Source organism: Paenibacillus sp. JGP012, from assembly GCF_014203995.1.
Lineage (GTDB): Bacteria > Bacillota > Bacilli > Paenibacillales > Paenibacillaceae > Paenibacillus > Paenibacillus silvae.
This window is the reverse complement of the sequence record NZ_JACHKG010000001.1, coordinates 379061-405201: the sequence shown is the minus strand read 5'-3', so window position 1 is coordinate 405201 and position 26141 is coordinate 379061. Positions and strand designations below refer to the sequence as shown.

At 47.7% G+C, this 26141-nt stretch carries 20 protein-coding genes; 3 read left to right on the top strand and 17 right to left on the bottom strand.

What is annotated here, in order from left to right; all coding sequences use genetic code 11:
- Window position 1: 1 nt before the first annotated feature.
- Entirely contained in the window at window positions 2-508 is a 507-nt protein-coding gene (locus HNR77_RS01760; RefSeq protein WP_111269974.1) for a YceD family protein, read from the bottom strand.
- Between the two features lie 612 nt (window positions 509-1120).
- On the opposite strand from HNR77_RS01760, the gene HNR77_RS01755 reads away from it, so the two are divergent.
- A complete protein-coding gene (locus tag HNR77_RS01755; RefSeq protein ID WP_184180184.1) occupies window positions 1121-2365 on the top strand; it encodes a nucleotidyltransferase in 1245 nt (414 codons plus the stop codon).
- Window positions 2366-2634: 269 nt separating this feature from the next.
- Here HNR77_RS01755 and HNR77_RS01750 read toward each other — a convergent pair whose 3' ends face one another.
- On the bottom strand, window positions 2635-3675 hold the full coding sequence (locus HNR77_RS01750; protein ID WP_184180182.1) for a SepM family pheromone-processing serine protease: 1041 nt from the start codon (window positions 3673-3675) through the stop codon (window positions 2635-2637).
- A gap of 246 nt (window positions 3676-3921) precedes the next feature.
- On the opposite strand from HNR77_RS01750, the gene HNR77_RS01745 reads away from it, so the two are divergent.
- Window positions 3922-5202, top strand: a complete 1281-nt coding sequence (locus HNR77_RS01745) for a nucleoside recognition domain-containing protein (RefSeq protein ID WP_184180179.1) — start codon at window positions 3922-3924, stop codon at window positions 5200-5202.
- Here HNR77_RS01745 and coaD read toward each other — a convergent pair.
- Together coaD and rsmD are read right to left on the bottom strand one after the other, a co-directional pair.
- Window positions 5180-5686 carry a pantetheine-phosphate adenylyltransferase gene (gene coaD / locus HNR77_RS01740; protein ID WP_184180467.1) on the bottom strand — a complete coding sequence of 169 codons (507 nt, stop codon included), beginning with the start codon at window positions 5684-5686 and terminating at the stop codon, window positions 5180-5182. The genes HNR77_RS01745 and coaD overlap by 23 nt on opposite strands.
- A gap of 1 nt (window position 5687) precedes the next feature.
- Window positions 5688-6296 (bottom strand): 16S rRNA (guanine(966)-N(2))-methyltransferase RsmD, encoded by a 609-nt coding sequence (rsmD, locus tag HNR77_RS01735; protein ID WP_184180176.1) that lies wholly within the window; start codon window positions 6294-6296, stop codon window positions 5688-5690.
- Between the two features lie 1205 nt (window positions 6297-7501).
- Here rsmD and HNR77_RS01730 point away from each other — a divergent pair.
- Complete coding sequence (locus tag HNR77_RS01730; RefSeq protein ID WP_184180174.1) at window positions 7502-7954, top strand: hypothetical protein; 453 nt, start codon at window positions 7502-7504, stop codon at window positions 7952-7954.
- Between the two features lie 93 nt (window positions 7955-8047).
- Here HNR77_RS01730 and HNR77_RS01725 read toward each other — a convergent pair whose 3' ends face one another.
- The 13 genes from HNR77_RS01725 to HNR77_RS01665 all read right to left on the bottom strand — a co-directional run bounded on the left by HNR77_RS01725 (window position 8048) and on the right by HNR77_RS01665 (window position 26113).
- On the bottom strand, window positions 8048-8236 hold the full coding sequence (locus HNR77_RS01725; RefSeq protein ID WP_184180170.1) for a hypothetical protein: 189 nt from the start codon (window positions 8234-8236) through the stop codon (window positions 8048-8050).
- Between the two features lie 127 nt (window positions 8237-8363).
- The gene (locus HNR77_RS01720) at window positions 8364-8669 is read right to left on the bottom strand and encodes a hypothetical protein (protein ID WP_184180167.1); all 306 of its coding nucleotides are present in this window, start codon (window positions 8667-8669) and stop codon (window positions 8364-8366) included.
- 238 nt (window positions 8670-8907) lie between these two features.
- Window positions 8908-11958, bottom strand: a complete 3051-nt coding sequence (lacZ, locus tag HNR77_RS01715; protein ID WP_184180164.1) for a beta-galactosidase, LacZ type — start codon at window positions 11956-11958, stop codon at window positions 8908-8910.
- A 165-nt stretch (window positions 11959-12123) separates the two neighbouring features.
- Window positions 12124-12954, bottom strand: a complete 831-nt coding sequence (locus HNR77_RS01710; RefSeq protein ID WP_184180160.1) for a carbohydrate ABC transporter permease — start codon at window positions 12952-12954, stop codon at window positions 12124-12126.
- A complete protein-coding gene (locus HNR77_RS01705; protein ID WP_090923919.1) occupies window positions 12947-13846 on the bottom strand; it encodes a carbohydrate ABC transporter permease in 900 nt (299 codons plus the stop codon). Before HNR77_RS01705 ends, HNR77_RS01710 begins: the two co-directional genes overlap by 8 nt.
- 131 nt (window positions 13847-13977) lie before the next feature.
- Window positions 13978-15276, bottom strand: a complete 1299-nt coding sequence (locus HNR77_RS01700) for an extracellular solute-binding protein (RefSeq protein ID WP_184180157.1) — start codon at window positions 15274-15276, stop codon at window positions 13978-13980.
- Window positions 15277-15609: 333 nt separating this feature from the next.
- Window positions 15610-17382 carry a cache domain-containing sensor histidine kinase gene (locus tag HNR77_RS01695; RefSeq protein WP_184180154.1) on the bottom strand — a complete coding sequence of 591 codons (1773 nt, stop codon included), beginning with the start codon at window positions 17380-17382 and terminating at the stop codon, window positions 15610-15612.
- An 84-nt stretch (window positions 17383-17466) separates the two neighbouring features.
- Window positions 17467-19011: a response regulator transcription factor gene (locus tag HNR77_RS01690; protein ID WP_184180151.1), complete on the bottom strand. Its 1545-nt coding sequence runs from the start codon at window positions 19009-19011 to the stop codon at window positions 17467-17469.
- Between the two features lie 273 nt (window positions 19012-19284).
- Window positions 19285-22359, bottom strand: a complete 3075-nt coding sequence (locus HNR77_RS01685; RefSeq protein WP_184180148.1) for a X2-like carbohydrate binding domain-containing protein — start codon at window positions 22357-22359, stop codon at window positions 19285-19287.
- 340 nt (window positions 22360-22699) lie between these two features.
- Window positions 22700-23581, bottom strand: a complete 882-nt coding sequence (locus tag HNR77_RS01680; protein ID WP_184180145.1) for an SMP-30/gluconolactonase/LRE family protein — start codon at window positions 23579-23581, stop codon at window positions 22700-22702.
- Between the two features lie 17 nt (window positions 23582-23598).
- A complete protein-coding gene (locus tag HNR77_RS01675; protein ID WP_184180142.1) occupies window positions 23599-24258 on the bottom strand; it encodes an SGNH/GDSL hydrolase family protein in 660 nt (219 codons plus the stop codon).
- A 91-nt stretch (window positions 24259-24349) separates the two neighbouring features.
- Window positions 24350-25138, bottom strand: coding sequence for an alpha/beta hydrolase (locus HNR77_RS01670; protein ID WP_184180139.1), 789 nt, complete (start codon window positions 25136-25138; stop codon window positions 24350-24352).
- 141 nt (window positions 25139-25279) lie between these two features.
- Window positions 25280-26113, bottom strand: a complete 834-nt coding sequence (locus HNR77_RS01665) for a helix-turn-helix domain-containing protein (RefSeq protein WP_184180136.1) — start codon at window positions 26111-26113, stop codon at window positions 25280-25282.
- Between the last annotated feature and the right edge of the window lie 28 nt (window positions 26114-26141).

Sequence of the window (26141 nt, the reverse complement as noted above, 5' to 3'; positions counted from 1 at the left end):
CTCATTTAAAAAAATCCTTGAGTCCTGCAAGCCGCGGATCGATAACCTGGTTATCACAACCGCAGTCACCTTCGTTCAGCTCATGGCCACACTTGGGACAAAGTCCCTTGCATGTATCGCTGCAGAGCGGTACAAACGGAAGATCCAGCAGAAAAGCCTCCTCGGCATAGCCTTTCAGATCAACGCTATCCTCATCCACATAGAGGGTATCATCATCTTCCGGCAATTGCTCCGGTTGTTTTCCCTGCTTGAATTGCTCATGAAAATCAATATGAAAATGTTCACTAAGCGGCTTCAGACAACGAGAGCACAACATGTCCGCTCCTGCCGTCAATTTGCCGTGAACATCCACAACGTTACCCTCTCTGCTCTCTGCGAACAAATCCGCTGTCAGCGGGGTAACGGCTGTGATATCTTGTCGGTTAGAAACCAGATGTTTGATATCCCACTGTTCGTTAAAATGCAGGGGGCGATCACTGGTTGCCACTTTGCGAAATGGCATTAACATGTTTCATCACTCCAAACGAAACCAATTTCATAAATAGTTGTCCAGACGAATGGCGGCAATATACAGTTCAAGATGATCCTAATATGTGCGTTCATTCCTGACTGTATGTAATCCGGTTTTCACCCGCAGATAGATTTATGAAATTGACTTAACAAACAAAAATCATTATACCGATTTCTGAAGAGGTTTGTCAACACTTTTAACTTTACACCCTATCCGAAAACCGATATTCCTGATGAACTCGTCACATCTAAACTATTATAGACTTACTGCATCATAACTACAAGTCATGTTTATCACCAGCATCTCCATGGTGGAACTCTCCGCTCCCGCCGGTCATTTCATATTGAATCTGAAACATATGTGCCTCTTTGTGTCTTTGTCTTCTTGCATGATTTGCTCTAAAGCAAGCTCTATTCTATGATGAAAGGTGCAAAGACCCTTGATCGACGGCAGGCTGGTTGTCAGCGGGTCGTATTGTAATTAAAAAAGTGTGAAAGATACCACGCAGTGCACATCTACATATAAATTAAGGATCACCGAGCGATCCAATTGGGTCCATATCCAGAAAAATTGATTTATGCACACCATGCATAGAAAGGAGCATCACTAATGAAAGCTGTAGGCGTTATTGTGGAATATAACCCGCTGCACAATGGACATGTGCATCATCTGAATGAATCGCGGCGGCTTAGCGGAGCAGACGCCGTTGTTGCCGTGATGAGCGGCCCTTTTCTCCAGCGCGGCGAACCCGCCATCGTTGGTAAAAGGGCACGCGCAGAGATGGCGCTGCATGCGGGCGCCGATCTGGTGCTTGAGCTGCCGGTTGCCTACGCAGTTCAACCGGCCGAATGGTTTGCCTTTGGTGCGGTATCGCTGCTGCACCGCACCGGGGTTGTGGACTCGCTCTGCTTTGGCAGCGAGTCCGGCGACATCGACAGCCTGCAGCGCATTGCGCGCGTGCTGGCTGTGGAGCCCGCAGGGCTGCGCGAGGAGATCGCGCGCCGCCTGCGGGAAGGCGCCAGCTACCCCGCCGCGTACGCAGGCGCGGCGGCAGCGCTGGCGCCCGGCGGCGTCGATGCTGACGACGCCGCGGCACTGCTGGAGCAGCCCAACAATTCGCTTGGGCTGCACTACCTCATCGCGCTGCAGCGGCTTGGCAGCGCGATCCGGCCCTTGACGGCGGCACGTACCGGTGCCGCCTATCACCAGGCGACGCCCGGCCCGGGGGCGATCGCCAGTGCCACAGCCGTCCGCCGCCTGCTGCTGGCGGACGGGCCCACCGCCGCCGCGCCGTACGTGCCGGCGGCAAGCCTTGCCATTCTGCAGCGCGAATGGCAAGAGGGGCGCGCTCCCATACACTGGGAGCGCTTTGCACAGCCGCTGCTACACATCGCGGCTACCCGCCGTGCCTGCGAGCTGGAGCGCATCGCCGAAGTCACGGAGGGGCTGGAGCACCGGCTCCTGCGTGCACTCGCCCAGCTCAAGGAGCCTTCCGTCGAAGCTCTCCTGAATGCACTCAAAACGAAGCGGTACACACGCACCAAACTGCAGCGCATGCTCACCCACCTGCTCCTGAATCACACCAAGCACGAGTGTTTCCCGGAGCAGTTAGCTGCAGGACCCGGATACTTGCGTGTCCTTGGCTTCACATCGACTGGACAGCACCTGCTTAAACAAATGAAAAAAACAGCCTCGCTGCCTGTCGTCGTGAAGCCGTCAACGTTCACACATCATCAGCTGGAACTGGATATTCAGGCACAGGCCGCTTATGCTCTCGCATATGGCCAAGCTGATTCACACGGCATATCACGCGCCATGTACAGCGATTACTACGAGTCACCGATACGAATATAGAAGAGAACAGAACTCAGCATTCAATTTTTTCAGACCATGGTCCACCTCAAAAAAATCCCTTGCTGTACACAGCCCGTTCAGGCTGCCACAACAAGGGATTTTTCATTCCATTTTTTCCGCAAGAACAACAATGACAACCATATCATCTTCATGATCATCTGCTTTTTCCCGTTCTCGTTACGCGTGACATTTTCCACCTGATACACTCCTGGGCACATCGTCCTCCATCTGAACCTGATCCCTGTTCTTCATCCATGCTCTCTGACAAATTACGAGTTCACAGACAGGGTATTCAGATAATTCAATGCATCATCAAGTGTGCTGACAGGCACAAGCTTCATGCTGGTGTGAATTTGTTTGGCCTTGGCTTCGGCTTCCTTGTAATTATCTTTGGGTACAAAGAATATTTCGGCCTTTTTACGGTCAGCGGCTACAATTTTATGCTGCACACCACCAATTGCTCCTACCACACCGTCCTTTGTAATCGTGCCTGTGCCTGCAATCCGATGCCCTTTCGTCAGATCACCCGGAGTCAGCTGATTGTAGATTTCCAGTGTAAACATCAGCCCGGCAGAAGGGCCACCCACCTGGGTGCTTGTAAACGTAATCTGTTTATTCGGATCTTCAGGTTTGACCTTCTGCACGGCCCCGATCATTACACCCAGACCTGGCCGTGTCTTTCCTGTCTGACTGTCCTTGACCTGAACCAGCGTCACGTCCTTGCTGATCGTTTCACCGCCGCGTTCCAGCTGCATCTCCACCGTATCTCCGGCCTTTTTCCCCTTGAGCTGTTCAGCCAAAGCCGTATTATCCGGCGTCGCTGTGCCGTTTACACCCAGAATAATATCTCCAGGCTCAATATCCCCATCCGGTTTCGGATTTTCCGAAAGCCCGAATACAAAGATGTGCTCCGGCACGATGGAATAGGCGATCCCCGCCTTCTCATATGCGGCTTCCATGGCAGAGGATTGCGAATCACTCATGAACCACATCTGTTCAGCCGAGTACTCCGCCTCGCTTTTACCCCGAAGACGATCTTCCTTTTTATCCACTTGTGCATTTTTATCAAACAACGAGGTCCCTAGCAAAAATAAGTTTGCATAAGTCGCCGACACGGTTGTCATCATGAAAACGCCGCGTTCATCCTTGTCACCGTGCTTCACGGTAACCATCGGTTTAACTTCATCCGCGCTGCCAGGTGTATATATGATATACGGCGTTGGCATATACACGGTAAGATAGACGATCAGAGCCACCGCGATCACATAGATCGAAGCTCTGAAACCGCCCGTTTTGCGGATTCGATTCATCCTATGAGCCTCCGTTCCATCTCCCCAAGATATGCTTGCGTGTAACTGTCTAGCTCATCTTATTTTCTGATTTAATGTGGTTATCATTCTAACACCTTGGCGTTCCTGCATACAATGGTACAGGCTGGATCGGCCGCTGCTTCATGGCTGTCTGTCTGGTCAAGGCCGAGCCGTTTACGGACGTGCTTCGGCCGTCCACAATGATGTCAATGCCGCTAAAGGCCTATTCAATAAAGAGGTGAGACCATGGCCGTATCCAGTGAGGTTCGCAGCTCAGGTGTATTACGCACCCTGATTCTGAGCAGCAGTGCATTCATGCTCGTTATTGCAGTAGTCGCCTCTCCCAAAGAAGCATTTGACGCCTCCATTCAGGGACTCGACATCTGGTGGAAAATCGTTTTTCCCGCCATGCTGCCGTTCCTGATGCTGTCGCAAATGCTGACTGCCTTTGGCTTCACCCATGCCATCGGGGTGATGCTTGAGCCCTTAATGCAGCGTGTGTTCAAGCTCCCTGGCCATGCAGGTTTTGCTCTTGCAGTAGGTATGTGCGGGGGCTTCCCGGCCGCAGCAGATGCCGTTTCCCGTCTGGTTCAGGATAAACAAATGACCGCCAGACAGGCGGTTATCGTAGTTGCTGCGGCTCATTTTGCTAATCCGATGATGATTTTGCTCGTCATAGGGGGGGCTTTTCTTCATCAGCCTGCCGCCGGGTATTTCCTGCTAATGATACACTGGATTAGCGGCTGGATTGCGACCGCAACAGCGGTGCGATTTCATCCAGCCGCTCGCAAGGGCAGCCTCGCGTCAGGCTCAACGTCCACTTCGATATCTGTCCTTGCACTAAAGTCATCCCGTAAGCTAAGTTTAATTACCCGCATGCTGCAGGTAGCTCGAGAAGCACACAGCCGGGATGCACGAGGGTTCGGCAAATTGCTTGGTGACACCGTATCCCAGGCGGTACAGACGTTGATGTTAACCGGAGGATACATTATCGTTTTTGCCGTATTCATCCGACTGCTTTCTCTTTATCTGACACCTGGCATTTCAGCGGCGCTATGGCCATCCATTCTTGAACTTCACCTGGGTACATATCAGATTAGTAAAACAGCGCTGGACTCCGCCATGATGATGGCTTTTCTGGCTGCCGCGCTCGGATGGGGTGGCATCTGCTCGCATTTACAAGTGACCTCGATTCTGAGATCTACCATTCCTGGGCGCCAATCCATACTGTATTTTATACTCGTTCGACTGGCACATGCCATGATCGCATTTGGCCTTACACTCTGGTTATGGAAACCATTCAGCCTATATTCCACAGAAGCCTGGACTGCTTGGCAGACCACTGCAGCTAGTGAGTCACACCCTTGGCTGTTACAGTGGTTCATGCCTTATTATGACACAACCAGTACGATCCAGATCATCTGGAGTGCCTTCCCTGTCGCAGCCGCAAGCCTCAGCTTGCTTCTTGTCATTATGATTAGTCTGTCAGGTACGCTCCTGTGGTTTACGCGCCGCTCTTCTCGCTGATTTTCTGACGAAGTGCTTCTTCCACCTCAGGTGAAACCAGATCGGTAACATCCCCGTTGTAGTGAGCAATTTCTTTCACAATGCTGGAGCTCAGGTATGAATATTTCGGATTGGTCATCATAAAAATCGTTTCCGCATCCGGGTTCAGCTTGCTGTTGGTGGAAGCGAGCATCAGCTCATACTCAAAATCCGTCACAGAGCGAATGCCGCGAACGATGACCTGAGCTTCCTTTTGCCGCACATAATTAGCCGTCAGATCACGGAAGCTGTCCACCTCCACGTTTGGCAGGTCGCTCGTTACCGTTCGAATCAGTTCCTTGCGCTCCTCTACGGTGAAGAGTGGATTTTTACTCATATTGTTCAATACAGCCACGATCACACGGTCAAACTGCTTCGATGCTCTCGCAATAATATCCAGATGCCCCATCGTTACGGGATCAAAGCTGCCTGGATATACGGCAATACGTTCCTTGCGCTGGATCATTTCAGTCATGAGGAGCCTCCTCTTCTATGCTGCTGTTCTCGTCATCCTCTGAAGCATTCGGTACATATTCGTAGATGGATACAGCCGTCTCCCCATACACCGCTTTACGTGTTTGCTCAAACGGCCCGAATTGCTCAGGGTACTCATGTTTGGATTCGTATTCGAGCACGATGGTTGCATTCGGTGCAAGCAGCTCCAGCTCATGCATCGTTAACATCAGTTCATGTCCATTTTTCATACGATACGGCGGATCGAGGAACACCAGCTCAAACGCCGTGTTCCGCTTTGCCAGCGCTTTGAGCGCCCGACCTGCATCGTTACGATATACAGCCGCCTGATCCTCCAGCTTCGTGGCCTTTAGATTCGCGCGGATTACCTCAATACTTTTCGGTTCAAGATCAACAAAAACAGCCTTGTCCATGCCCCGGCTCAGCGCCTCGATCCCGAGACCTCCACTGCCCGCAAACAGATCCAATGCTGTTCCACCCTCAAAATAAGGGCCAATCATGCTAAACAACGCTTCCTTCACCTTATCAGTGGTCGGTCGCGTACCTGTGCCGGGAACAGCCTTCAGCGGCCTGCCCTTTGCACTTCCAGATACCACTCTCACGAATGAGTCACCTTTTCTCTCTATGTAAGTTTATTGATAAAGCTATCGTACCACAATCAGGTTCGGTTTGAAAAATACTGTTGACCAATATGTATAAAAAGGAAAGCCTTGGGCCATTCTATAATTATCGACATCACAAGTGTCGTAGACAACCGCGGAGAAGACTTACGTTTCCCCATAAGCTCTTCATCCGGTTTCTCCTCTCCCATGAAAAAGAAGCTCTCGAAAGAGGGCTTCTTTTTGTTTCACAAACCTTTATGTACCAACGTTAATGAGGATTGTTGCTATTTTAACTTCACCTCAAAATCCATAATTGTTGACGAGTTGTTGACGAAATTCGCGTTGATTTTTTCGCCTTGATTTTGACTGTTAATTTCGCACTCCTCTCCACTTTATACACCTCTATTTTGTTTGATGCTATTGACTGTATAACGCTCTTAATGGAATTAATAAGAATGTGTTGGTCTCTATTTGCGTTGATCATATGTGCAACCCCTTGTTGTAGGCAATAGCGGTTTACCTCAAATATCAAAAACAGTCATAAGTGACTATAAATTCAATTAGAGCATGATAAAAAAGACCCAGTTTCAACCATCGAAACTGAAACTTATCTAGAAGTATTATTTAACTCCTTTGTGCATTTTCGTCTACTACAGTATTGTTTTACTCCACCCCATCTGCCCCATATGCAACCTTTGCATTTCTCTGGCTGCTTATTGGGGCGAATGCGTATCTTCTTCCGTCTTCTGCTGATCACTTCAATTCCTCCAATAAAAAAAGCCGATCCAGGGAAGGAACGACTTTGGCTGTTATATGTACAATAATGGCTAATCAAAACATGTTTATGATGAATAAAATGACGCTTTTGGTGATTCGTGTGACGCTTTTAAAAGATTGGCATCCGTACCGTCCGCAGCAAAAACGCTGTGCTCTTTGCTTTAAATGCATACCAGCTTTGTTACTATAGAGGAAGAACAAGACCATTTTATACAAGCTACCAAAACCGGGTCAAGGAACAGAAAACGGGTGAGTCCTGATGATTCGGGACAAACCAGCAGTTTTCTCTGCTTTCCTCACTTTATTGATAATAACTTTTCAATCATTGTAGGTTTTAGCATAAATTTAGTGAAATCTCAACCGGTGTCCAAACATTCTCACTTACTATTAATATATTAAACTATCAAAAGAAAAGGATGGTGTTATCAATGGCAACTCAATTTTTGGATTCCCGTCTTTCATTAAACAACATTTATGGTACTGGCACAGCCATTCTACCAGCAACCCCAACGTTACTAGGTGATATTGGACTTCAAACTGTTGGTGCAATAGGCACCCCAAATGAAAGCGATGTTCGCATAGAACTTTGGGGGACGATTGGAGTTAGTGGAACAGCAGCAAATACCGTTAACATTTTTGTTGAAAGAGGAGGTACTGGTGTGTTCGGAACAGGACTTCTAATTTTTGCTGCTACACTCCCTTTGACTGCTGGCCCCGCCTCCAGACTGGAAACTTTTGCTGCAGGTGACTTCCCTCCTGCGACTGATGTTGCAACTGGTCAAATTCGGTATACGATGTACGCATCGAATACAGGTCCTAATGATGTAACAATTACAGGTCCAGTAACCTTTAATGGTTTAGCCCAAGCAGGCACATCTTAAAACTAGATATAAAAAACAGGAAGCTCGAAAACTAAGAGCTTCCTGTTTTTTATATCTCACTTCTCGATTTAGTAGTCTTAATTTGAAAAAGCATCAAAATAAAAGCGAGAAGAGGAACGCCCCAGTCATAATATTCATCGGGAAGGCAGCGGAACACAAAGTACAATTCGATATGCATGAAGCATACTTTTCAGCGGCTTCTTCAAAAATAGGCTGTAACTCATCCGATAGCTCCGCAACCTTGGTCAGTCCTGACGTATCTGTTGTTTGGCCCAGAATCAAAGCGCACCCTCCTTGTCTCGACGATTCAAGTAAATTCTCGTTTAAGGCGTTCTCTTTGCTTTCGATTCGAAATGCGGACGAGCATCATCATTGTACAATCACCCAATTCCTCTTTTTATGCTCATCTTCACTTCTCTTCCGTCACAATCGTTGCATTGTAGATCACAACACGTTTACCGTTCAGGTCAAACAATACCTTGTTGCCATACTCCGTATCCTGCACATCGATCTTGCCTTCGTAAGTCTGAATCAATTCACCCGAATAGCTGTACACCTTCACTATACGTTCCAACCCGCCAGCATTATTGGATCTCATCGTTTTGAGTGCGCGTTCACCGGAAGCTGTATTAAAATACCAGATTAATGATCCAACAATGATGCCCAGAACAGCCAGCACCGTCACCCATACCCCTGTTTTTGCTTTTCTGCTCATTATGTCCCCTCCTCGGTCTCTTTGTCCTGTACACTACGAGCATAAAGCGAAAACGGTTTCAATCACTGAAACATTCAATCATTGATTTGAAGCTCTCTGAACCCTCCCTTCCAGCAAAAAATAAAAATAAAACAGAGGCCCTCTCATTCTCGTGGAGGAGCCTCTGGTTTTAACTGTTTATGAAGATGCAGTTCACATCTGTATTTAACGTGAACACAAAGTCTTTCTAATGCTTTCCTTACAGTGAACGAATCACAAATTCGAAGCTCAGCTCACCATTGGAAGGGATCTGATATTCTGGATGCACCGGAGCGCCCCAGCTGTCGTCACCACCGACACCCATTTGTTTACCAGCAACCGTAACGACAGTGTAATGCACTGGTGGCAACTCATATACATGCTGCGCATTTTCCAGCTCAAACGCTGTATATGGTGACACATTCAGTTCAACCGGCGAGCCGGAAGCTTCGATCTTGAATCCGCGTCCGGCATTGTCCGTCAGCTTGGCCCAGCGTACGCCTGTACGGTTACCCGACTCTTGTGGTACAAGATACGGAGCCATAGTATCTGCTACTTTGCTGCCATGGATGCCCAGACGTGCACCGAATGCACGATCGGAATAGTTTTCCTCTGGTCCCATCGCCAGCCATTCCACATTTTCATAGTCTGGAGACGTTCTGAACGAAAGGGCGTGGATTGGCAGGTTTGGCAAGCCCTCAGTGCCTTTGTACGTGTTATTCACATGCACACTGCCATCGGCAAGCACCGTATAAATCACCTTCACCTCTACATCTGCGGAGATGTTGAGCTTGTAGGTGAATTCAATGCGGTATTGATCCGGCTTCTGTTCATGTTTCCATTCTACACAGCGCGGCAGCAGGCTGGCAGCATACCAAGCGCCAAGCTCAAAGCCCATCGCTGTACCTTTGTCATTGTCTGTCGTTGCACGCCAGAACAGTGGTGCCGGCGGGATCGCAATCGTTTCGCGTCCGGAGAATTTCAGGGAAACCAGTGTACCAAATTGCTTGGAGAACAAGGCATGGGTTTGACCAACGCGAACGCCGATGTTTACGTCACCTTCAACCACTTGTATATAGCTCACCAGATTTTGATCTACAGCCGCAGCTGCCTGGCTGCCTTCTTGTGTGAAAATGAACTGGCCAAATGCCACTTCGTCACCTTTGTCAGCCCACAGCATTGCTTCTTTGAGCACAAACGCCACGTTGACAGCATATTCACCGCCTTCAAGAGCCTTTGCATTCAAAGGAAGCTCTACTACGGTTTCACTTTCCGCAGCAACATTTACATCCAATGTGCCGCGCAATACTTCATGCCCTTCACGCTCCAGGCTGTACACCAGTTCAAGCGCAGATGTATCTGCGAACAGGTTCTGATTTACAATTTTAACACCGTCACGACTTGGGAAGAGCTTGATATTCTGATACAGGAATTTAACCTCCTGCATTTTAGCCGTCACTTTACGATCTGCATGAACAATCCCGTTGCCGCAGAAGGAATAATCCGATGGACGATCTCCAAAGTCTCCGCCATATGCCAAATATTCTTTGCCATAACGATCCTTTTTGTAGATGGATTGGTCGATGTAGTCCCAGATAAAGCCACCCTGATACATCGGGTACTTGTCTTCGAGTTCAGTGTATTTATGCATACCGCCAATAGAGTTACCCATCGCGTGCATGTATTCGCAGCTGATATATGGTTTGGTCGGGTTATCGTTCAGGAATTCCTCAATGTCAGCCGGTTTCGCATACATCCGGGATTCCATGTCACTTGTGTCATTGAAACGACGGTCGTGGAATACACCTTCATAATGAACCAACCGTGTCGGATCAGCCTCTTTGAAGTATTGGGATACTTTGTAGATCACTTCACCGCCGTGAGATTCGTTACCGCAGGACCAGATCAGAATGGACGGATGGTTTTTGTCACGCTCCACCATAGAGATTGCACGATCCATAACAATGTCATGCCACTCCGGCTTGTCGCCAGGGATAACCCAAGATGGCTCAACTGCGCCAAGCTTTTGCCAGGAGCCGTGAGTTTCCAGGTTCATCTCGTCAATAACATACAATCCGTACTCGTCACACAGCTCGTACCACAGACTTTGGTTGGGATAGTGTGATGTACGAACGGCATTCATGTTGTTCTGCTTGATCGTACGAACATCCCACAGCATGTCTTCCTTCGTAATCGCACGACCACGGCGCGGGTTGAATTCGTGACGGTTAACCCCTTTGAACACAATGCGTTTGCCGTTGATATGCATAACCTTGTCGATCATTTCGAACTTGCGGAAGCCAACCGCTTGCGGAACAACCTCTACCAGATTGCCTGCCGCATCATATACACGAATATACAAACGATAAAGATACGGAATCTCGGCACTCCACAGGTTCACTTGACCGATTTCTTCACGAAGCTGCACCAGCCCATTACCCACTTCATGACCGCCAAAGGTTTTAACCGTATTGCCGTCCTTGTCGCGAAGCTCGGCTTCGATCCGCGCACCTGCTGCCGCTTTTCCTTCGAGTTTCAGATCCAGCTCCAAGGTACCGTTTGTGTAAGACTTTTCCAGATCCGTCCGAACATGCACATCACGAATATGTGCTGCTGGCACGGTATACAGATATACGTCTCTGAAAATACCGGAGAAACGCCAGAAGTCCTGATCCTCCAGCCAGCTGCCCGTGCTGCGTTGATATACTTCAACAGCCAGCTTGTTCTCTCCATCCTGAAGGAACGGGGTCAGGTCAAAGTCAGATGGTGTGAAGCTGTCTTCGCCGTAACCGACAAACTGACCGTTCAGCCATACATAAAATGCGGATTCCACACCTTGGAATGAAATATATACCGGGTTTGCTTCCCAGCCCGTTGGTAGATGGAAGGTGCGAATGTAGCTGCCCACCGCATTTTTGTCCTGCGGCAGTGCCGGTGGACGAAGTTCATTCAGACCATCCCACGGATACTGTGTATTTACATATTGAATCTGTCCGTACCCTTGCAGTTGAATATGTCCTGGCACTTCAATATCATCCCAGCCTTCGCTGGAGTATTCCGAAGTGTAGAACAGCTCGGGACGGCAATCCGGGCGGATCGAATAGTTGAATTTCCATGTTCCGTTCAGATCATAACGCATCGACATGGAAGCATTAGCGACAGCCTCTTCCATCGTATGGTAATAGCGGTGATCGGAGTATGCGTGCAGACGGTTCACCTCAAATACACTTACATCTCCCAACCAGTTGATATCTGCCTTTGTTGCTTTCATCGGCTCTCTCTCCCTCTTTAGAACGAATATCGTTTTGAGTTATTTCAAGCTTACAACAGAATGTACCTAATATGTGCTTTATACAAAAAAGACAGAGGTACGCCTGTACAGGCGTCCTCCCTTCTTTCCTGCATTCGTCCTTATGGACGTCATATGCGGTTAACTTTATTTTACCGAACCAACCATACCTGCAACAAAGTGTTTCTGCATAATGAAGAACACGAGTGCTGTCGGAAGGGTTGCAATAACAACGGCTGTCATGATAACCCCATAGTCTGGAGCATAACCTGCGCCAAGGTTAGAAATCAACAACGGAATGGTTTGCTGATCAGGCGTTTGCAATACGATCAGCGGCCACAGGTAGTTGTTCCAGCTGCTCATGAACGTAATAATCGCCGCTGCTGCATAAGTTGTTTTCATCGTCGGCATATAGATTTTCAAGAAAATACCCAGTTCGCTCAGACCGTCAATACGTCCAGCCTCCAGCAAATCTTTCGGGAACATTTTGGTGTTCTGACGGAAGAAGAAGATCAGGAACGCTGTTGTGATGGTCGGCAAAATAACGGATCCCATCGTGTTGATACCGATTGCCGGTACCGTACTCGAAATGGTTGCAAACATACGATAGAGTGGAATCATAATCGCTGCAAACGGAATCATCATCGACATCAACAGGATGTTAAACACGATATCACGGGATTTCGTACGATATACTTCAAACCCGTAACCAGCCATGGAACCAATCAACAGAGCCAGAACGGTGGAAACGATCGAGATAATCGCCGAATTGCCCAGTGCCTGAATCAGATTTGTAGAGTCGAGCAGTTTGTTAATGTTTTCAATTAAAGCAGAGCCCGGCAGCAAAGTGCCTTTGGTTACGTCTACCGATTTGTTTGTAGCGCTGACGATCATCCAGAAAAATGGGAAGATGGAAATAAAAGCGACGATGGACAGGAAGACATATGTGAAAATGCGTTTTGCTCTTGATTTAGCCATTTTTATTATCACCTGCCACTTTGAACTGGATAATGGACAAAATAATGATCAGAATTACGATGGAATACGAAACGGTTGCTGCATAACCGAAGTCCGGTGAATATTTGAACGAAAGGTTGTAGATATACTGAGAAATCGACATGGTCGCGTTACCCGGACCACCTTTGGTAATATTCATAATTTCATCAAAGATTTGCAATGTACCAATCGTTGATGTAATGGATGTGAAGAGAATAATCGGTTTAAGCAATGGTACAGTAATTTTGAAAAATTGAGTGAATGCATTCGCTCCGTCAATCTTCGCTGCTTCATAGATCGATTGATCGATGTTCTGCAAGGATGACAGATAGAAAATCATGTTATATCCGGTCCAACGCCAAGTAACGGCGATTATGATCGTAATTTTAGCCCAGAACGGGTCAGTAATCCATTGTATTGGTGTGCCGATAATGTGTAAACCCAGTAATGCTTGGTTCACCATACCATCCGGTGCAAACAAATATTTGAATACAACCGAGTAAGCAACAAGTGAAGTTACACAAGGCAAGAAGATTGCAGTACGGAAAAAGCTGCGGAAACGAAGTGTGCTGTCATTCAGCAATACGGAAATGAACAAACCGAGAATGATCATTAAAGGCACTTGAATGATCAAATAAATAAATGTGTTCGATAACGCTGTACGGAACGTTGTATCTACGAGCAATCTTTTGTAGTTTGCAAGGCCCGAAAACTCAAGGTTGGCACCTTTGCCTGACTTGAATGATAAGAGCAGCGCTTGAATCATCGGATAGAAGTAGAAGGCTACAATTCCGACAACAGCCAGCAAAACAAAAGCCCATCCAGTCAAATTATTTTTCTTTTGGAGACTGTCTCCTGTATTTATGGCTTTCACAGTATGGCTCCTCTCTCTCCATGCAACATGGGTAGAACCTACAGAGCCTCTCGCCATGTCCAGCTCAACTTGCGCCAGACAAGGGAGATGGCTCCGTTGTTTCCTTGGTTCTATAAGTTACCTTGGTTATTTTAGTTTAATTGTGCTTCTGCTTGTTTTTGTGCATCATTCAGAACGTCATCAAGTGATTTACCGTTCAGATATGCTTGCATTTCTACAACCAGAATATCTTCGATTGCATATGTGTTGCTGCCATAGTTTACTTTTGGAATTTCTTTAGTCCAGTTAGCGAAATCAGCGAAGATTTTTTGACCGCTGAAGAACTCATCTGGTTTGTTGTATGCTTCACCATCAACAGCCGGCGTGTAAGTACCGATTGCACCGATTTTAGTCAACAGATCTTGATACAGTTGTTTGTCGGAACCAAACGTTTTAGCCATGAAGTCAGCCGCTTGATCTGCACCAGGAACATTGTTCATGATATACCATGAGCTACCACCCAAGTTGGATGCGTGTACAGAGTTTGCTTGACCAGCCATTTTCGGCATTGGAGCTACAGCCCATTTACCGGATTGGGAAGCTTCTTGACGAACGGATGGTGAGAACCAGTTACCTGTAGGAATTGTTGCTACGTCACCGTTGTTGGCGTTGGCAACGAATTGGCTCCAGTCGGAGTGCAATTTAACAATGTTAGCATCCATCATTTTTTTGTATGTTTCGAATGCTTCTTTCAATGCAGGATTGTTGTTCAGATCAGGTGTTTTACCGTCTTCAGCTGTGTACCATTTACCTGCAGTCTGGATCATCATACGGATGATACCCAGGTCGTTCGGGTCAAGGGACAGAAGCTCTTTACCCGTTTTTGCTTTTACAGCTTCACCGATTTTGATGTAATCATCCCACGTGATATCTTGCAGGTCAGCAGCTTTGTAGCCTGCTTGCTCAAGCAAGTCTGTTCTGTAGTACAAACCAGCTACGCCGGAGTCAAACGGAATACCGTATTGTTTGCCTTCATAAGAAGTTGGTCCAATTTTGTAATCTGCAAAGTCAGATGCTTTGATTGTTGAAGACAAATCCTTGAACGCATCTGGATAAGCACTCAGGAAGCTTTGTGCACGATAGTCTTCGATCAGAACTACGTTTGGCAGACCGCTGCTTGTTCCGGAGTTCAAGCCAGTGTTCAGCTTCTGAATGATCGCATCTTGAGCATTTTCAATGATGTTGATTTTCAGATCAGGGTTTTCTTTTTGATAAATAGCTTTAGCTTGCTCCAGAGCAGCGACGTTAAAGGCTTTATCCCAAGCCCAGATCGTAATTTCATTTGTTTTCTCGCTGCCGCCACCGCTTGCAGCTTCTTTACCTCCACCGCCGGATGAACATGCGGACAACAGTAATACGGTTACGAGCATCAATACCCACATTTTTTTCAAAACATTCAACTCCCCTTCGACCTCTTTGTTTGTAAATTTGTTTGCGTTTTCTGAAAGCGGTTGCTTTCGATGTATTCATCTTATCATTCCCATTTCTCCATTCGTTAGTAAAAATTTTGTGCAGATTTGTCTTCTTATTGCCACAATGAAAACCTTTACAGTAAACGGTTGCACTAAATTTAGCTTTTTGTACTTTCTTTTGATTTTGTATTATTTTGAGCTGAATATTTTACAACTATGCAGTCGGTCATACATTTGCATATGAAAAACCCCTCATCTGCAAACGACCAAATGAGAGGTTCTTTGTAATTTTAGATGAGGGTTTGTATAGCTTTAACCTGTGATCAGAGGCAGCGTTACCGTCACTCGGGTGCCTTCTCCAACAGTGCTCATAATCGTTACCCCATAGGGGGAGCCATACAAAAGTTCTATGCGATCATGTACGTTTCGGATACCAATCCCGCTAAACAGTTGACGATTGTTCTGGGGATTAGGCAGTGCTCCTTCCATATTCAAGCCTTCAATGCCATCTCCATTATCCATAATCTCACAGATGAGTGATTCCCCTGCACGGGACACCATGACATGAATGGTGCCCATTTCTTTTTTGATAAACCCGTGGAAGAAGGCATTTTCAATAAAAGGCTGAATGACGAGCTTGGGTACATGATAATGCGTACAATCCGGTGCTACATAGAAGGCCGCCTTGATGCGACCACCATAACGCACATGATTGATGAATACATAGTTTTTCAAATTTTCAATTTCCTTCTCGACCGTAACGGTCTCGCTCACATCACTAATCGTATTCTGTAACAAGCCGATCAGCGCATTGATCGTCTCCGCAGCCCGGTCCTTGTTGCCCTGCTGCACAAGAACTTTGATGGAAGCCAGCGTGTTATAGAGGAAATGCGGATTAATCTGACTCTGCAATGCCGCAAGCTCAGCATTACGCTGCTCACGCTGTGTTTGCACAAGCTGATCCACATAGTCATGAAGCTCATCCAACATATAATTGTACGCATGACCAAGCTGTCTGCTCTCGTAACTGCCGCTAACCGGAATATAGTTGTCCAGATCACTCTTCGTAATATTGGACATCTGCTTCACGAGTCTGCGCAGTGATTTCGTCATCTGGTTTGTAATCAGGAACACCAGCAGCAGAGCCCCGACAACAATCGCAGCACAGATCAGGGCTACCGTCTTCATGTCGATGAGCTGCCCCATTGCAGACTCTTTATCAACGATATTCACCAGATAAAAACGGTAGAATGGCAAATATTCCGATATGATAATGCTCTCCTGTCCCATTACACGTGCCGTAATGTTTTTAGGAGCATTTTCTTTTATCGTCTCGGCATATGATAACAATTCTGGCTGATTCGTACCGATCCAGTCTTCCCGGTTGGACGAGACGATCTCTCCCTTTTCGTTCATGATGACTACATCATTGCCGCGACTGGTGAAATTAGCATAAAACTGACGGAATGCCTCTTCTCTCATCGTTATATACACCGTTCCGTACGTACGGCTTCGTGTACGGTCGGTCAATGCCTTCGTAGCGGAGATCATCTGCAGCTCGCCTTCATTGGTTTTACTCTGATAGTCGTCAAAAATCAATCTGCTCGGCGACTGAGCTGCCTCCTTCGTAATCTGCTCCTGCTTTAGCTCTTCTGCTGTTTTCTGAATATAGGAGGGATTGGTTGAGTAAGAGCGTCCATTCACACCGGCAATCGTAATGCCTACCTCATAAAAGTCAATGATCGATTGAACCCGCTTCATCGTTTCCCGCATATTATAATATGACTTGGACAAGGTGACTGAATCTCCGTCCCCTTCGGATAGAAACCCGCGTATCGCGCCGCTCTGAGCTACGTTATTGGTCACCGCAGCAATTGAGTCGTTAAACGCATCAAAGTTCGTCTTGATCTGGCTGAGCACCTTGGAATTCGTGATGCTGAACGTTTCCGTAAACAGGTTGGTAGACATATGAATTGTTGTCCATAGGATAAGAACAGAGACAAGTACAATGCTGACGAGCATAACCAGAATCAGCTTGGGAAACAGTCCAAGACGAGCCAAGCCGCTGTACAACCATTTTTTCATGAATACATCTCATCCATTTCTTTAACCTTCATTTCTTTAAACTTCATTTCTCTAAACTTCTATCCCTGGAATCTGCCACGGGAGTTAAGCCCAGAATTTACGTCGGTATCGGCTTGGTGATAGTCCAGTGAATTTTTTGAACACTTTACAGAAGTAGCTGTGATCCGAGTATCCGACCATACTGCTGATTTCGGATATTGTCACATCGTCTGAACGAAGCAGCTCCTCAGCCTTTTCAATGCGAATTTTATTCAAATATTCATTAAAGCCTTCTTTTTTGTGTGACGAGAAATAACTGGACAGATACGATGGGTTGAAATGGAAATGCTTGGCCACCTCGGACAGCCCCAGCGGTTGATCGTAATGCTCATGCATATAATCCAGCAGCATTTTCATATTAGGATCACTCCGTTTGCCACCTGAACCGGATACACATTCCTCAACCTCGTTCATGAACTGATCCAGCACCTGCATCACTTCGTTCAGACTTGACGCTCCATCGACGTTTTTGAAGTACGTGTACTTGCTCTCCTCCAGTCCGGAGGATTGCACATCCATATCTGCCAGCGTAATCGTAACATTAAAAATCAGGTTGCCGAGAAAGGATTTGATTTCAAATACGTCGGCTATATAATCCCGTCCAAGCGAGGCGGCATGATCACGTAAATATTCTCTGGCCGACTCCACCCGATTGCGTTTCACATGCTGCAAAAACATATTGACATTGAACTGATATCCTGCGGGATGCATCGGTGGAAGCTCGCCATCTACCAAAATCGCACGATCTGTATAATAGAAGCAAAACTCCATTAATTTAACCAGACGCTCACGGTAGATCTCACCCATCTTCTCAAATGAGCCAAACCTCTCGCTGAGTACCCACACTGAAGCGTGCTCACCAGTTCTCGTCCCCGACTCCTTAGCCCACTCCCGAATTTGTTCAACCATCTCTTCATCCTGTTCTGGTTTTACATTCAGCAGCAGAACAGGCAGACGGCTCTCCGCGGGCAAAACCGCGCAGCCAATCTCAGGCAGACGGCTCCGTAATTGTGCTTCAATCCGCTCATGATCCTGATTCTTCAGTCCACTCTCCGGCTGGAAAGCGAACAGACGAAAGGAGCCTAACGGAAATGCTTCCCGCAGCTTAGGCATTTCATTGTCTTCATCCAGCGTAAAGCCGGATAGCATTTTATCCATGAGCTGACCGATTCGATAGCCCTCATGTGAAGGCTCATAGTGAAGCTCTGGAATTTTGCCAGCCGTGCGTCTAAGTACTTCAAGCAGTTCGTTTGTGTCCAGCTTTGGCTTCAAAATATAGTCCGCTGCTCCATGCTGCAATGTTGATCGAACATACTCAAATTCACTGAAACTGCTCAGCACAATTACCTCTATCTGCGGATAAGCCGCCTTGAGTGTGCGGACAAATGTTTCACCGTTCATAACAGGCATCACGATGTCGGTTATAACAATATCCGGTTTCAACAGCTCCACCTGCTGCAAACCCTCTTCGCCATTGGAAGCCTCTCCAACGATATTAAAGCCTTCGGCTTCCCAGTTCATATGGTGCTTTATACCTTGTCTAACCAGAAATTCATCGTCAACAATCAGCACCTTGCACAACCGGTTCATGATCGCGACCCCCCTGTCTCATCTATCGCTCTGTATCTATACAGTTTAACTCTATATGTGTTGGTTATTGAAGTCTCCCCTTGTTAGCGGTTACATGAATAATAAAATAATCGTACATCTTGTTATATCTCAAATCCTGTGTTTAAGCAATGGTAACTATCTATAGTGTACACTATATTTCGACAAAACAAGAAGTCCCAAAACGCCTGTACCTATTCAGGCGTTAAGGAACTTCCACAGTTATTCTGCTATTCCGGGTGCTGGGACCCTATATTAAGGCTCTACTCCCCACTGCAGCTGATCAGCAACAAAACCGGTAACTTTCGACCACTCTGTATACGAGGAAAGTGCATCTGCGAATGAATAATCATCCGTTTGATTATAGTTGGTCCAGTTGTCTTTGGAGAAACGGGTCTGAATCTCTGTACTCTGCCCCGCATTCAACGTTCCTGCCGAGGCTTTGAAGCCAATCTCCAGTACATGGTCCGCTCCAGGCAGCCCCGGAGTTAATGCACTGAACGTACCCGTAACGTTGTTGTTACCTACAGCAGCCCAGTCACAGAAGAAATTTTGCCGCTGGCTGCCGTTAATCGTATAGTAGTATCTGATTTTCACATCCGACAGATTGAGTGGAGCCGTGCCTGTATTGGTCAGTCTGAATTTGGGATTGATGGAGCTGCTGGATGCCGCTGTTGTCCCGTTATACATCTCAATCCGAATCGTGCCACTTGGAATCACCACTGTTGTATCCTTGACGGTCAGATTCAGCGTGGCCGGATTGCCTGCACTAAACTGGAATGTTAATGTGGCTGCCCCTTTTGGCAAAGTAGCCAGATACGCTTTATGAAACACAACCTGATTTCCAGTTACACTATAGTCGGTTCCGGCTGCCAATATCGTATTTCCGTTGCGGATAGAGGTCAATGTATTGCCGTTGAGTGTCAACGCTACAGGAATATCAGCCTGATGATCGATGTTCAGATCAAATTGAGCCGTTACAGGGGTGATCGTCGAATTCGGTACTGGCGTTGTGCCGCCATTTCCGTTAACCGGATCTGCATAGAGAATTCCCCGTCCATTTGTTCCAAGGTAAACTCTGCCATATATACGCGGGTCACCTGTAATAGTTGTTACACGAGCGTATTGATGCTGATCATCGTTGATCCGCACCCAGCTTGCTCCTCCGTCATCCGAACGGAAAAATCCTCGTGTCCCGTCAATCTGTGCCACGGTATATAAGGCAACAACATTTTGCCCCGGAGCTGCCTTACCAAAACCAATGCTGTCCGCTTCCTCCACATTTGCCAGCTTGGTAAAGGTTGCTCCCGAATCTGTGGAGTGCCACAAACCATATGGCCCATCTTCCTCATTACCACCTGCGAACCACAACTCCCCTTCTACACCCGGTACAGCATGAAGGTCTGCGTTGCCTTCCACTGGAAGACCTGCAGCTGGAGATACAGTGAATGAAGCTCCACCATTGGTACTCACATACATTTTACCGGCTGCGAAGCCATAGAATTTGTTCGGATTCACCCGATCGGAGATCACTTTGGCCTGTGCAGGAATTCCTGTGCTTGCCGTCCATGAATCACCACTGGCAGAGTAAAATACTCCCCGGTCCGATGTGCTCCACACGATACGATTGCCACTTGCCGAGATCGCAACAGTCCCGCCCCCTGTTGTGCCTGAAGGCTCTGCGCTTGCTTTGTACCATGTGCTGCCTCCGTCGCTGGATAGCCCTATGGATCTCGCATTTGGATCAACCGTGTAATCGGCTTTACCCACACGTACCATCGTATTCGGACTTAATTCAGCGAAATCAATGCTTTCTGTTGAAGGATAGTTCGGGTTCGTGAACATTGTAGCAGGAGCTTGAGTCAGATCATCATGGCGGAACCCGGCAATGTCGCCCAAAGCGCTGACCAGATTTGCTCCACTTGGCGGGCTGATCAGATCCATTACATTGGTCTCCTCAATGCCTTTGGCCATCACGGAGATATGAATCTTCTCATCCTGATCCCAATCGGTCAGATTATTGGTTCCGTAGATGGTTGCACCCGTTCCATACATCAACCGATCTGAATCAAACGGATCAATCTCCAGCGCACTAATCATCCAGCCAAGTTTGGGTGTAATCTCCGGCGGTGCAGGATTAACGCCAAAGGTTAACCAAGGTGCTGCAGAAATATCCTGCGTATATCTGAATTTACGGTCAGGATATCCTTCAAAATCCCAGATGCGTGTCCATGTATCTCCACCATCCTTGCTTCGAAACAGGATGGCATCAGGCCACCAGGAATTCATCGTGGCTACCATAAGTGTACCGGGTTCCTGTGCATCAATAGCCAGGCCGCCATAACCGTAGTAGTTATCCGAGCTGCTGCTCGGCACAGGGCTAATATTTTTCCACACCCCCGTCGCTGTGTTCAGCTTCCAGACCTCTCCCTTTGTGCCGTCATAAGGTCCTGCACCGTTGCTATAGGTAATGTACAGACTGCCATCGACATCCAGCTTCCCATGATGAGGCAGATAACCTGTCGGCTGCCCGGGAACAGCTGTCCAGGTCAAACCTCCGTTTGTACTGCGATATATGCTTTCACTTTTATCCGCTACTCCAACATAGATCGTCTGTGTTGCCTGTCCTGCTGAGCCGGTTGTTTTATCAAAAGTGATCCAGGCCAAACCTGTAATATCACTGGTATATTCATTCCCTGGATTCTCTACATAGTTGCCCGGATTCGGGAAGCTGGTCACTTTGTTCCAGGTTACTCCATAATCGGTGCTTTTCCATAACCCGTTGCCGCTGCGTGCCCCAAAATATAAAATCCGATGATCATTCGGGTCGATCGCCAAGCGTTCTCCCATGGAGCGACCAGGCATGTTTCCGCCCACCTTGAAGGGAAGCTCCGTTTTCTCCCACGTATCTCCCCGGTCTGTGGATCGAAAAATATACCCGTTATCCTGTACCCACGAGTTCGTATACGTGCCTACAGCCATATACACACGATCCGGGTCTACCGGGTCCGTAGCGAGTGCGTCCACCCCATTGTTGTTCCAGTCATCCCACCCGACAAAGTCGGTAAGCGGTTTCCAGCTGCTATCAGCCGGATTCCAGCGATACGCTCCACCAATGTCTGTCCGGGCATAGATCAGATCCTTCTCCGATTCGTTGAAAATGATTCCCGGTATATATCCCCCGCCTCCACCAGTTACAACGTTTTTCCATTCATAAGCTTCGCTTGGAGCCGCCGCCGCCGTTCCAGACATGCCTACTCCACCCAGTGAAGCCGTTACGATAGCCACACTTAAACCAATCATCCGCAGCTTCCTCATCCACGTTTTCATCTCAACATATCCTCCTTTTCATGGTTGAACATGTGCTGTAATCCGCTCTATCCCCGCTGTCTCATCCTGATGATGATGCCGTTCCAGACGAATCCATAGAAGTTGCTTATTAAGGAAACATCACCTCCCTTCACATTCGGGTTAAGCGCTTACAAAATATCTGTAAATAAAACCACAAAATAGTTTATTGTACAATAATTAACATTCGATGGAAAACGTTTTATCCCTTTCTTTCAAGCTGTCTTTCAAAAAAATATTTTCTCTTCATATCCTTGCTTCCAGGCGCAAAAAAGGCGCTGCAGAAGCAGCACCTTAAATCTTCTTATGTTCAGCAGATTGCTCAGCCTTTTCGCCCATAAGCATGAGTTTCCTGCCCTTTCACACCAGGCTTCACCACGAATAGTGAACCTGCTTGCGGCGTTTCTTGCAACCTTTCTTCCTTGATCCCGATTCGTGCGGTAGTAATATAGAGCTCCTCCAGGTCGGATCCGCCAAAACAACAGGAGGTCACCTGATCCGCAGGTACTTCAATCTGCTGTAACAGCTCCGAGGTTTCCGGGTTCCAGCGGGTAACTCTCCCTCCGCCCCAATGAGCAACCCATAACATTCCTTCAGCATCCACAGTCATGCCATCCGGGAATCCCATTTCTTCAGGAATGGAAATAATGCTGGTCCGATTCGAGATTGTGCCGGAAGCCAGATCAAAAGCAAAACGATCTATCGAACGTGTTGGCGTATCAATGTAATACATGAACTGACGATCCGGGCTCCAGCCGAGACCATTGGAAGTAGATACCTGCTGCACCATTGTACGCACCGGCTGTCCTTCCTCCAGGCAATATAATGATCCGGCCTTTTGCTCGTTATTCAGGCTCATGGTGCCAGCCCAGAATCGTCCATTGGCATCGCACTTTCCATCATTGAACCGATTGGTCGTTTTATCCTGTTCCGGGTCGGCAATGGCTTGACGTTCGCCCGTAGACAGATCATATGTATAAAATCCGGTACGAAGCGCAACAATCACCTCGCTGCCGCGATACGGAACGACAGCCCCGACGTGCTCACCCACGTCATAGACCTGATCCTGACCTGTCACCGGATCAAATGCATGCACCTTGAACCCTTCGATATCCACCCATAACAAACGGTTATTTTCTGCATCCCAGCTGGGCCCTTCTCCTAATAGTGCAGGGGTATCCACGACTACAGTTACTTTACTCATATCATCACTCCTTGTTTTCAGGATTTCTTATTACCCAACCATTCAAATCCAATCACATCCAGAAAAGCTTTGCTCAAGATCATATGACCTGTAGCATCCGGGTGCACTCTGTCATGTGTCAGCACGGATGTATAATAGTGATCCCAGAATGGTGCAAATGCGGCCTGTGTGTCCACAAACAGAGTCTCATATTCCGATGCTACCCTGCGAACAGCTGCTCCATATATGTCCATAGTAGCCCGCATCGGATCTTCCGGATTTGCTTCAAGATAATACGGTGTCATGAGCACAAGTCCCTTCACCTTCGGGCGAACAGATGCCACCAGTTCACGCAGTGTGGCTTCATATTCATCCAGGAACACATGTGAATCTGCCAGCGGATGATCAAATTGGCGCCATACATCGTTAATACCAATCATGATGGTCAACCAGTCCGGCTTCAGCTCCAGCACGTCACGCTCCCAGCGCTGCTTCAGATCACGGACTGTATTCCCGCTATTACCCACATTTTGTACCCGAAGCATCAGTTCGGGATAAATAGACCGTAACAAGGCATACACCTGTGCGACATATCCATGGCCCAGCCCCGAACTCCCCTCTCCTACAGGATGTGATCGTCCGCAGTCGGTAATGGAATCACCGATGAATAGAAGCTTGTCATTCTTATGCAGTTTCATGAGTCTGATCTCCTTCGCTTGATATGAAATCGATGAGTACGTTACTCAGGGCGGCATCCGTTCTTGTGTTTCTTTCTTGGGCAGCCTGTCGTTACCAGCCTTGATTTTTAAGCCAGGTCAGGCACAGATCAGACCATACCCGAACCGTATTATCATTCTCAGCCAGACCTAAGCCATGCGGCCCTTTCTCGAATACGTGCAGATCATAAGGGATACCGTGTTTACCCAAAGCGAGAGCGTAGCGCAAACTATTTTCAACAGGAACAGCCTGATCGTTACTCGTATGCCAGATAAACGCTTCAGGAGCGTCTGCCTTGACCTGCTGCTCTGCACTAAAGGCCTGAATCTGTTCCTGTGTTGCATCTTCGCCCAGCAGATTTATTCTTGAACCCGAATGTCCATATGACTCCATCGTAATAACCGGATAACAGAGAATTACACGGTCTGGACGCGAGCTCTGCCGCTCGACAAAGTCCTCGTGATCCGGTTGTCCTGCATCATATTGGGTACCCAGTGTGGCTGTTAAATGGCCCCCTGCCGAGAAACCTAACACCGCGATTTTGGACGGGTTAATTCCGTATTGCTCCGCATGTGCTCTCACATAACGGATTGCACGCTGTCCGTCGGCCTTGGGAGCTGGATGCTGATGAGGAGCTACGCGATATTTAAGCACAAATGCACTGATACCTGCACGATTCAACAGTTCAGCAACAGGCGCACCCTCATGATCTGCGAGAAAACCGTAACCGCCTCCTGGACACACAATGACAGCGCTCTCGGAACCGGGTTGAATAAAAGGAATCAGATGCGGCATTTCGTCTTCATGACCTGCAGCCGCATAAGGCGCTGCCTGATCCCACAAAGGGATAATAGAACTCATGATATGGCTCATCCTCTCTCGTTAGCATGGAAATATATCCGTTTAATCGTTTTCGTTACTAGGATTCGATACCATCATAACGGGAACGGCATCATGCATCAATACCTTACAGCATATCTTTTTGTTCAAGCCGGCCCTAAATTAGTACAAGTTCCGGAACTGTTCCGGTGTTACCCCTTCAATCCGGCGAAAGGTGGCGACAAAATGACTGGCATCCCGAAATCCTGCCCGTATGGCGGTCTCTTTGATTGTCAGCTCCCTGCTGCCTGTCAGCAGCTCTTTGGATTTGCGTATCCGCAGCAAAATAAAATAACTGTAGGCCGTCATGCCAAAGGACTGTTTGAACAGCGTGTTCAAATGTCTCGATGAAATTCCGGTAATGCATGCCATCTGCTCCAGTCCAATGTCGGGATCTTGATAATGCTGCTCCATAAAGGCGAGGAGCGGAGCCAGTCTGGCTACGGCTTGCGAGATCGAGGAGCGATTGCCGGTCATGCCATGTTTTTTGAGCAAAATCAGAAAACGGTACATGTCTGCTGACGCTTCAAGTCCGGATAAATCCTGATCATTGCCGATGGAATCCAGCACATGCCGGGCGTAACGATTCAGCGGACTATGCAGATCCCACTGCTGGAAAGCAGGCTCACCCAGACCAAGCGAATCGACAATTGCTGCACATTGCGATCCGCCAAAAGTAATATAGATCGTCTCCCACTCCTTCTGAACACGGACGTACTCATGCGGCAGGTTGGGTGGAAGCAGAATACCTGCATTTTCACCGAGTGTTGCCGAAGCCCCGGACAATTTGAGTTCACCCGCTCCCTTCACCGTTTGCAGCCAGTGATAATACGGATAACCTGCAGGTCTGTAGACTTTTTCCTGACTTCCGTTATACCCGATGCTCTCGATGTACAGCGGCAGCGACTGGTCTCGCGGGGTCATAAAATAACGTTGATGACGGGGCGAAATGAGCATAAAAGCCTCCTCGCATAGAACTGCAATC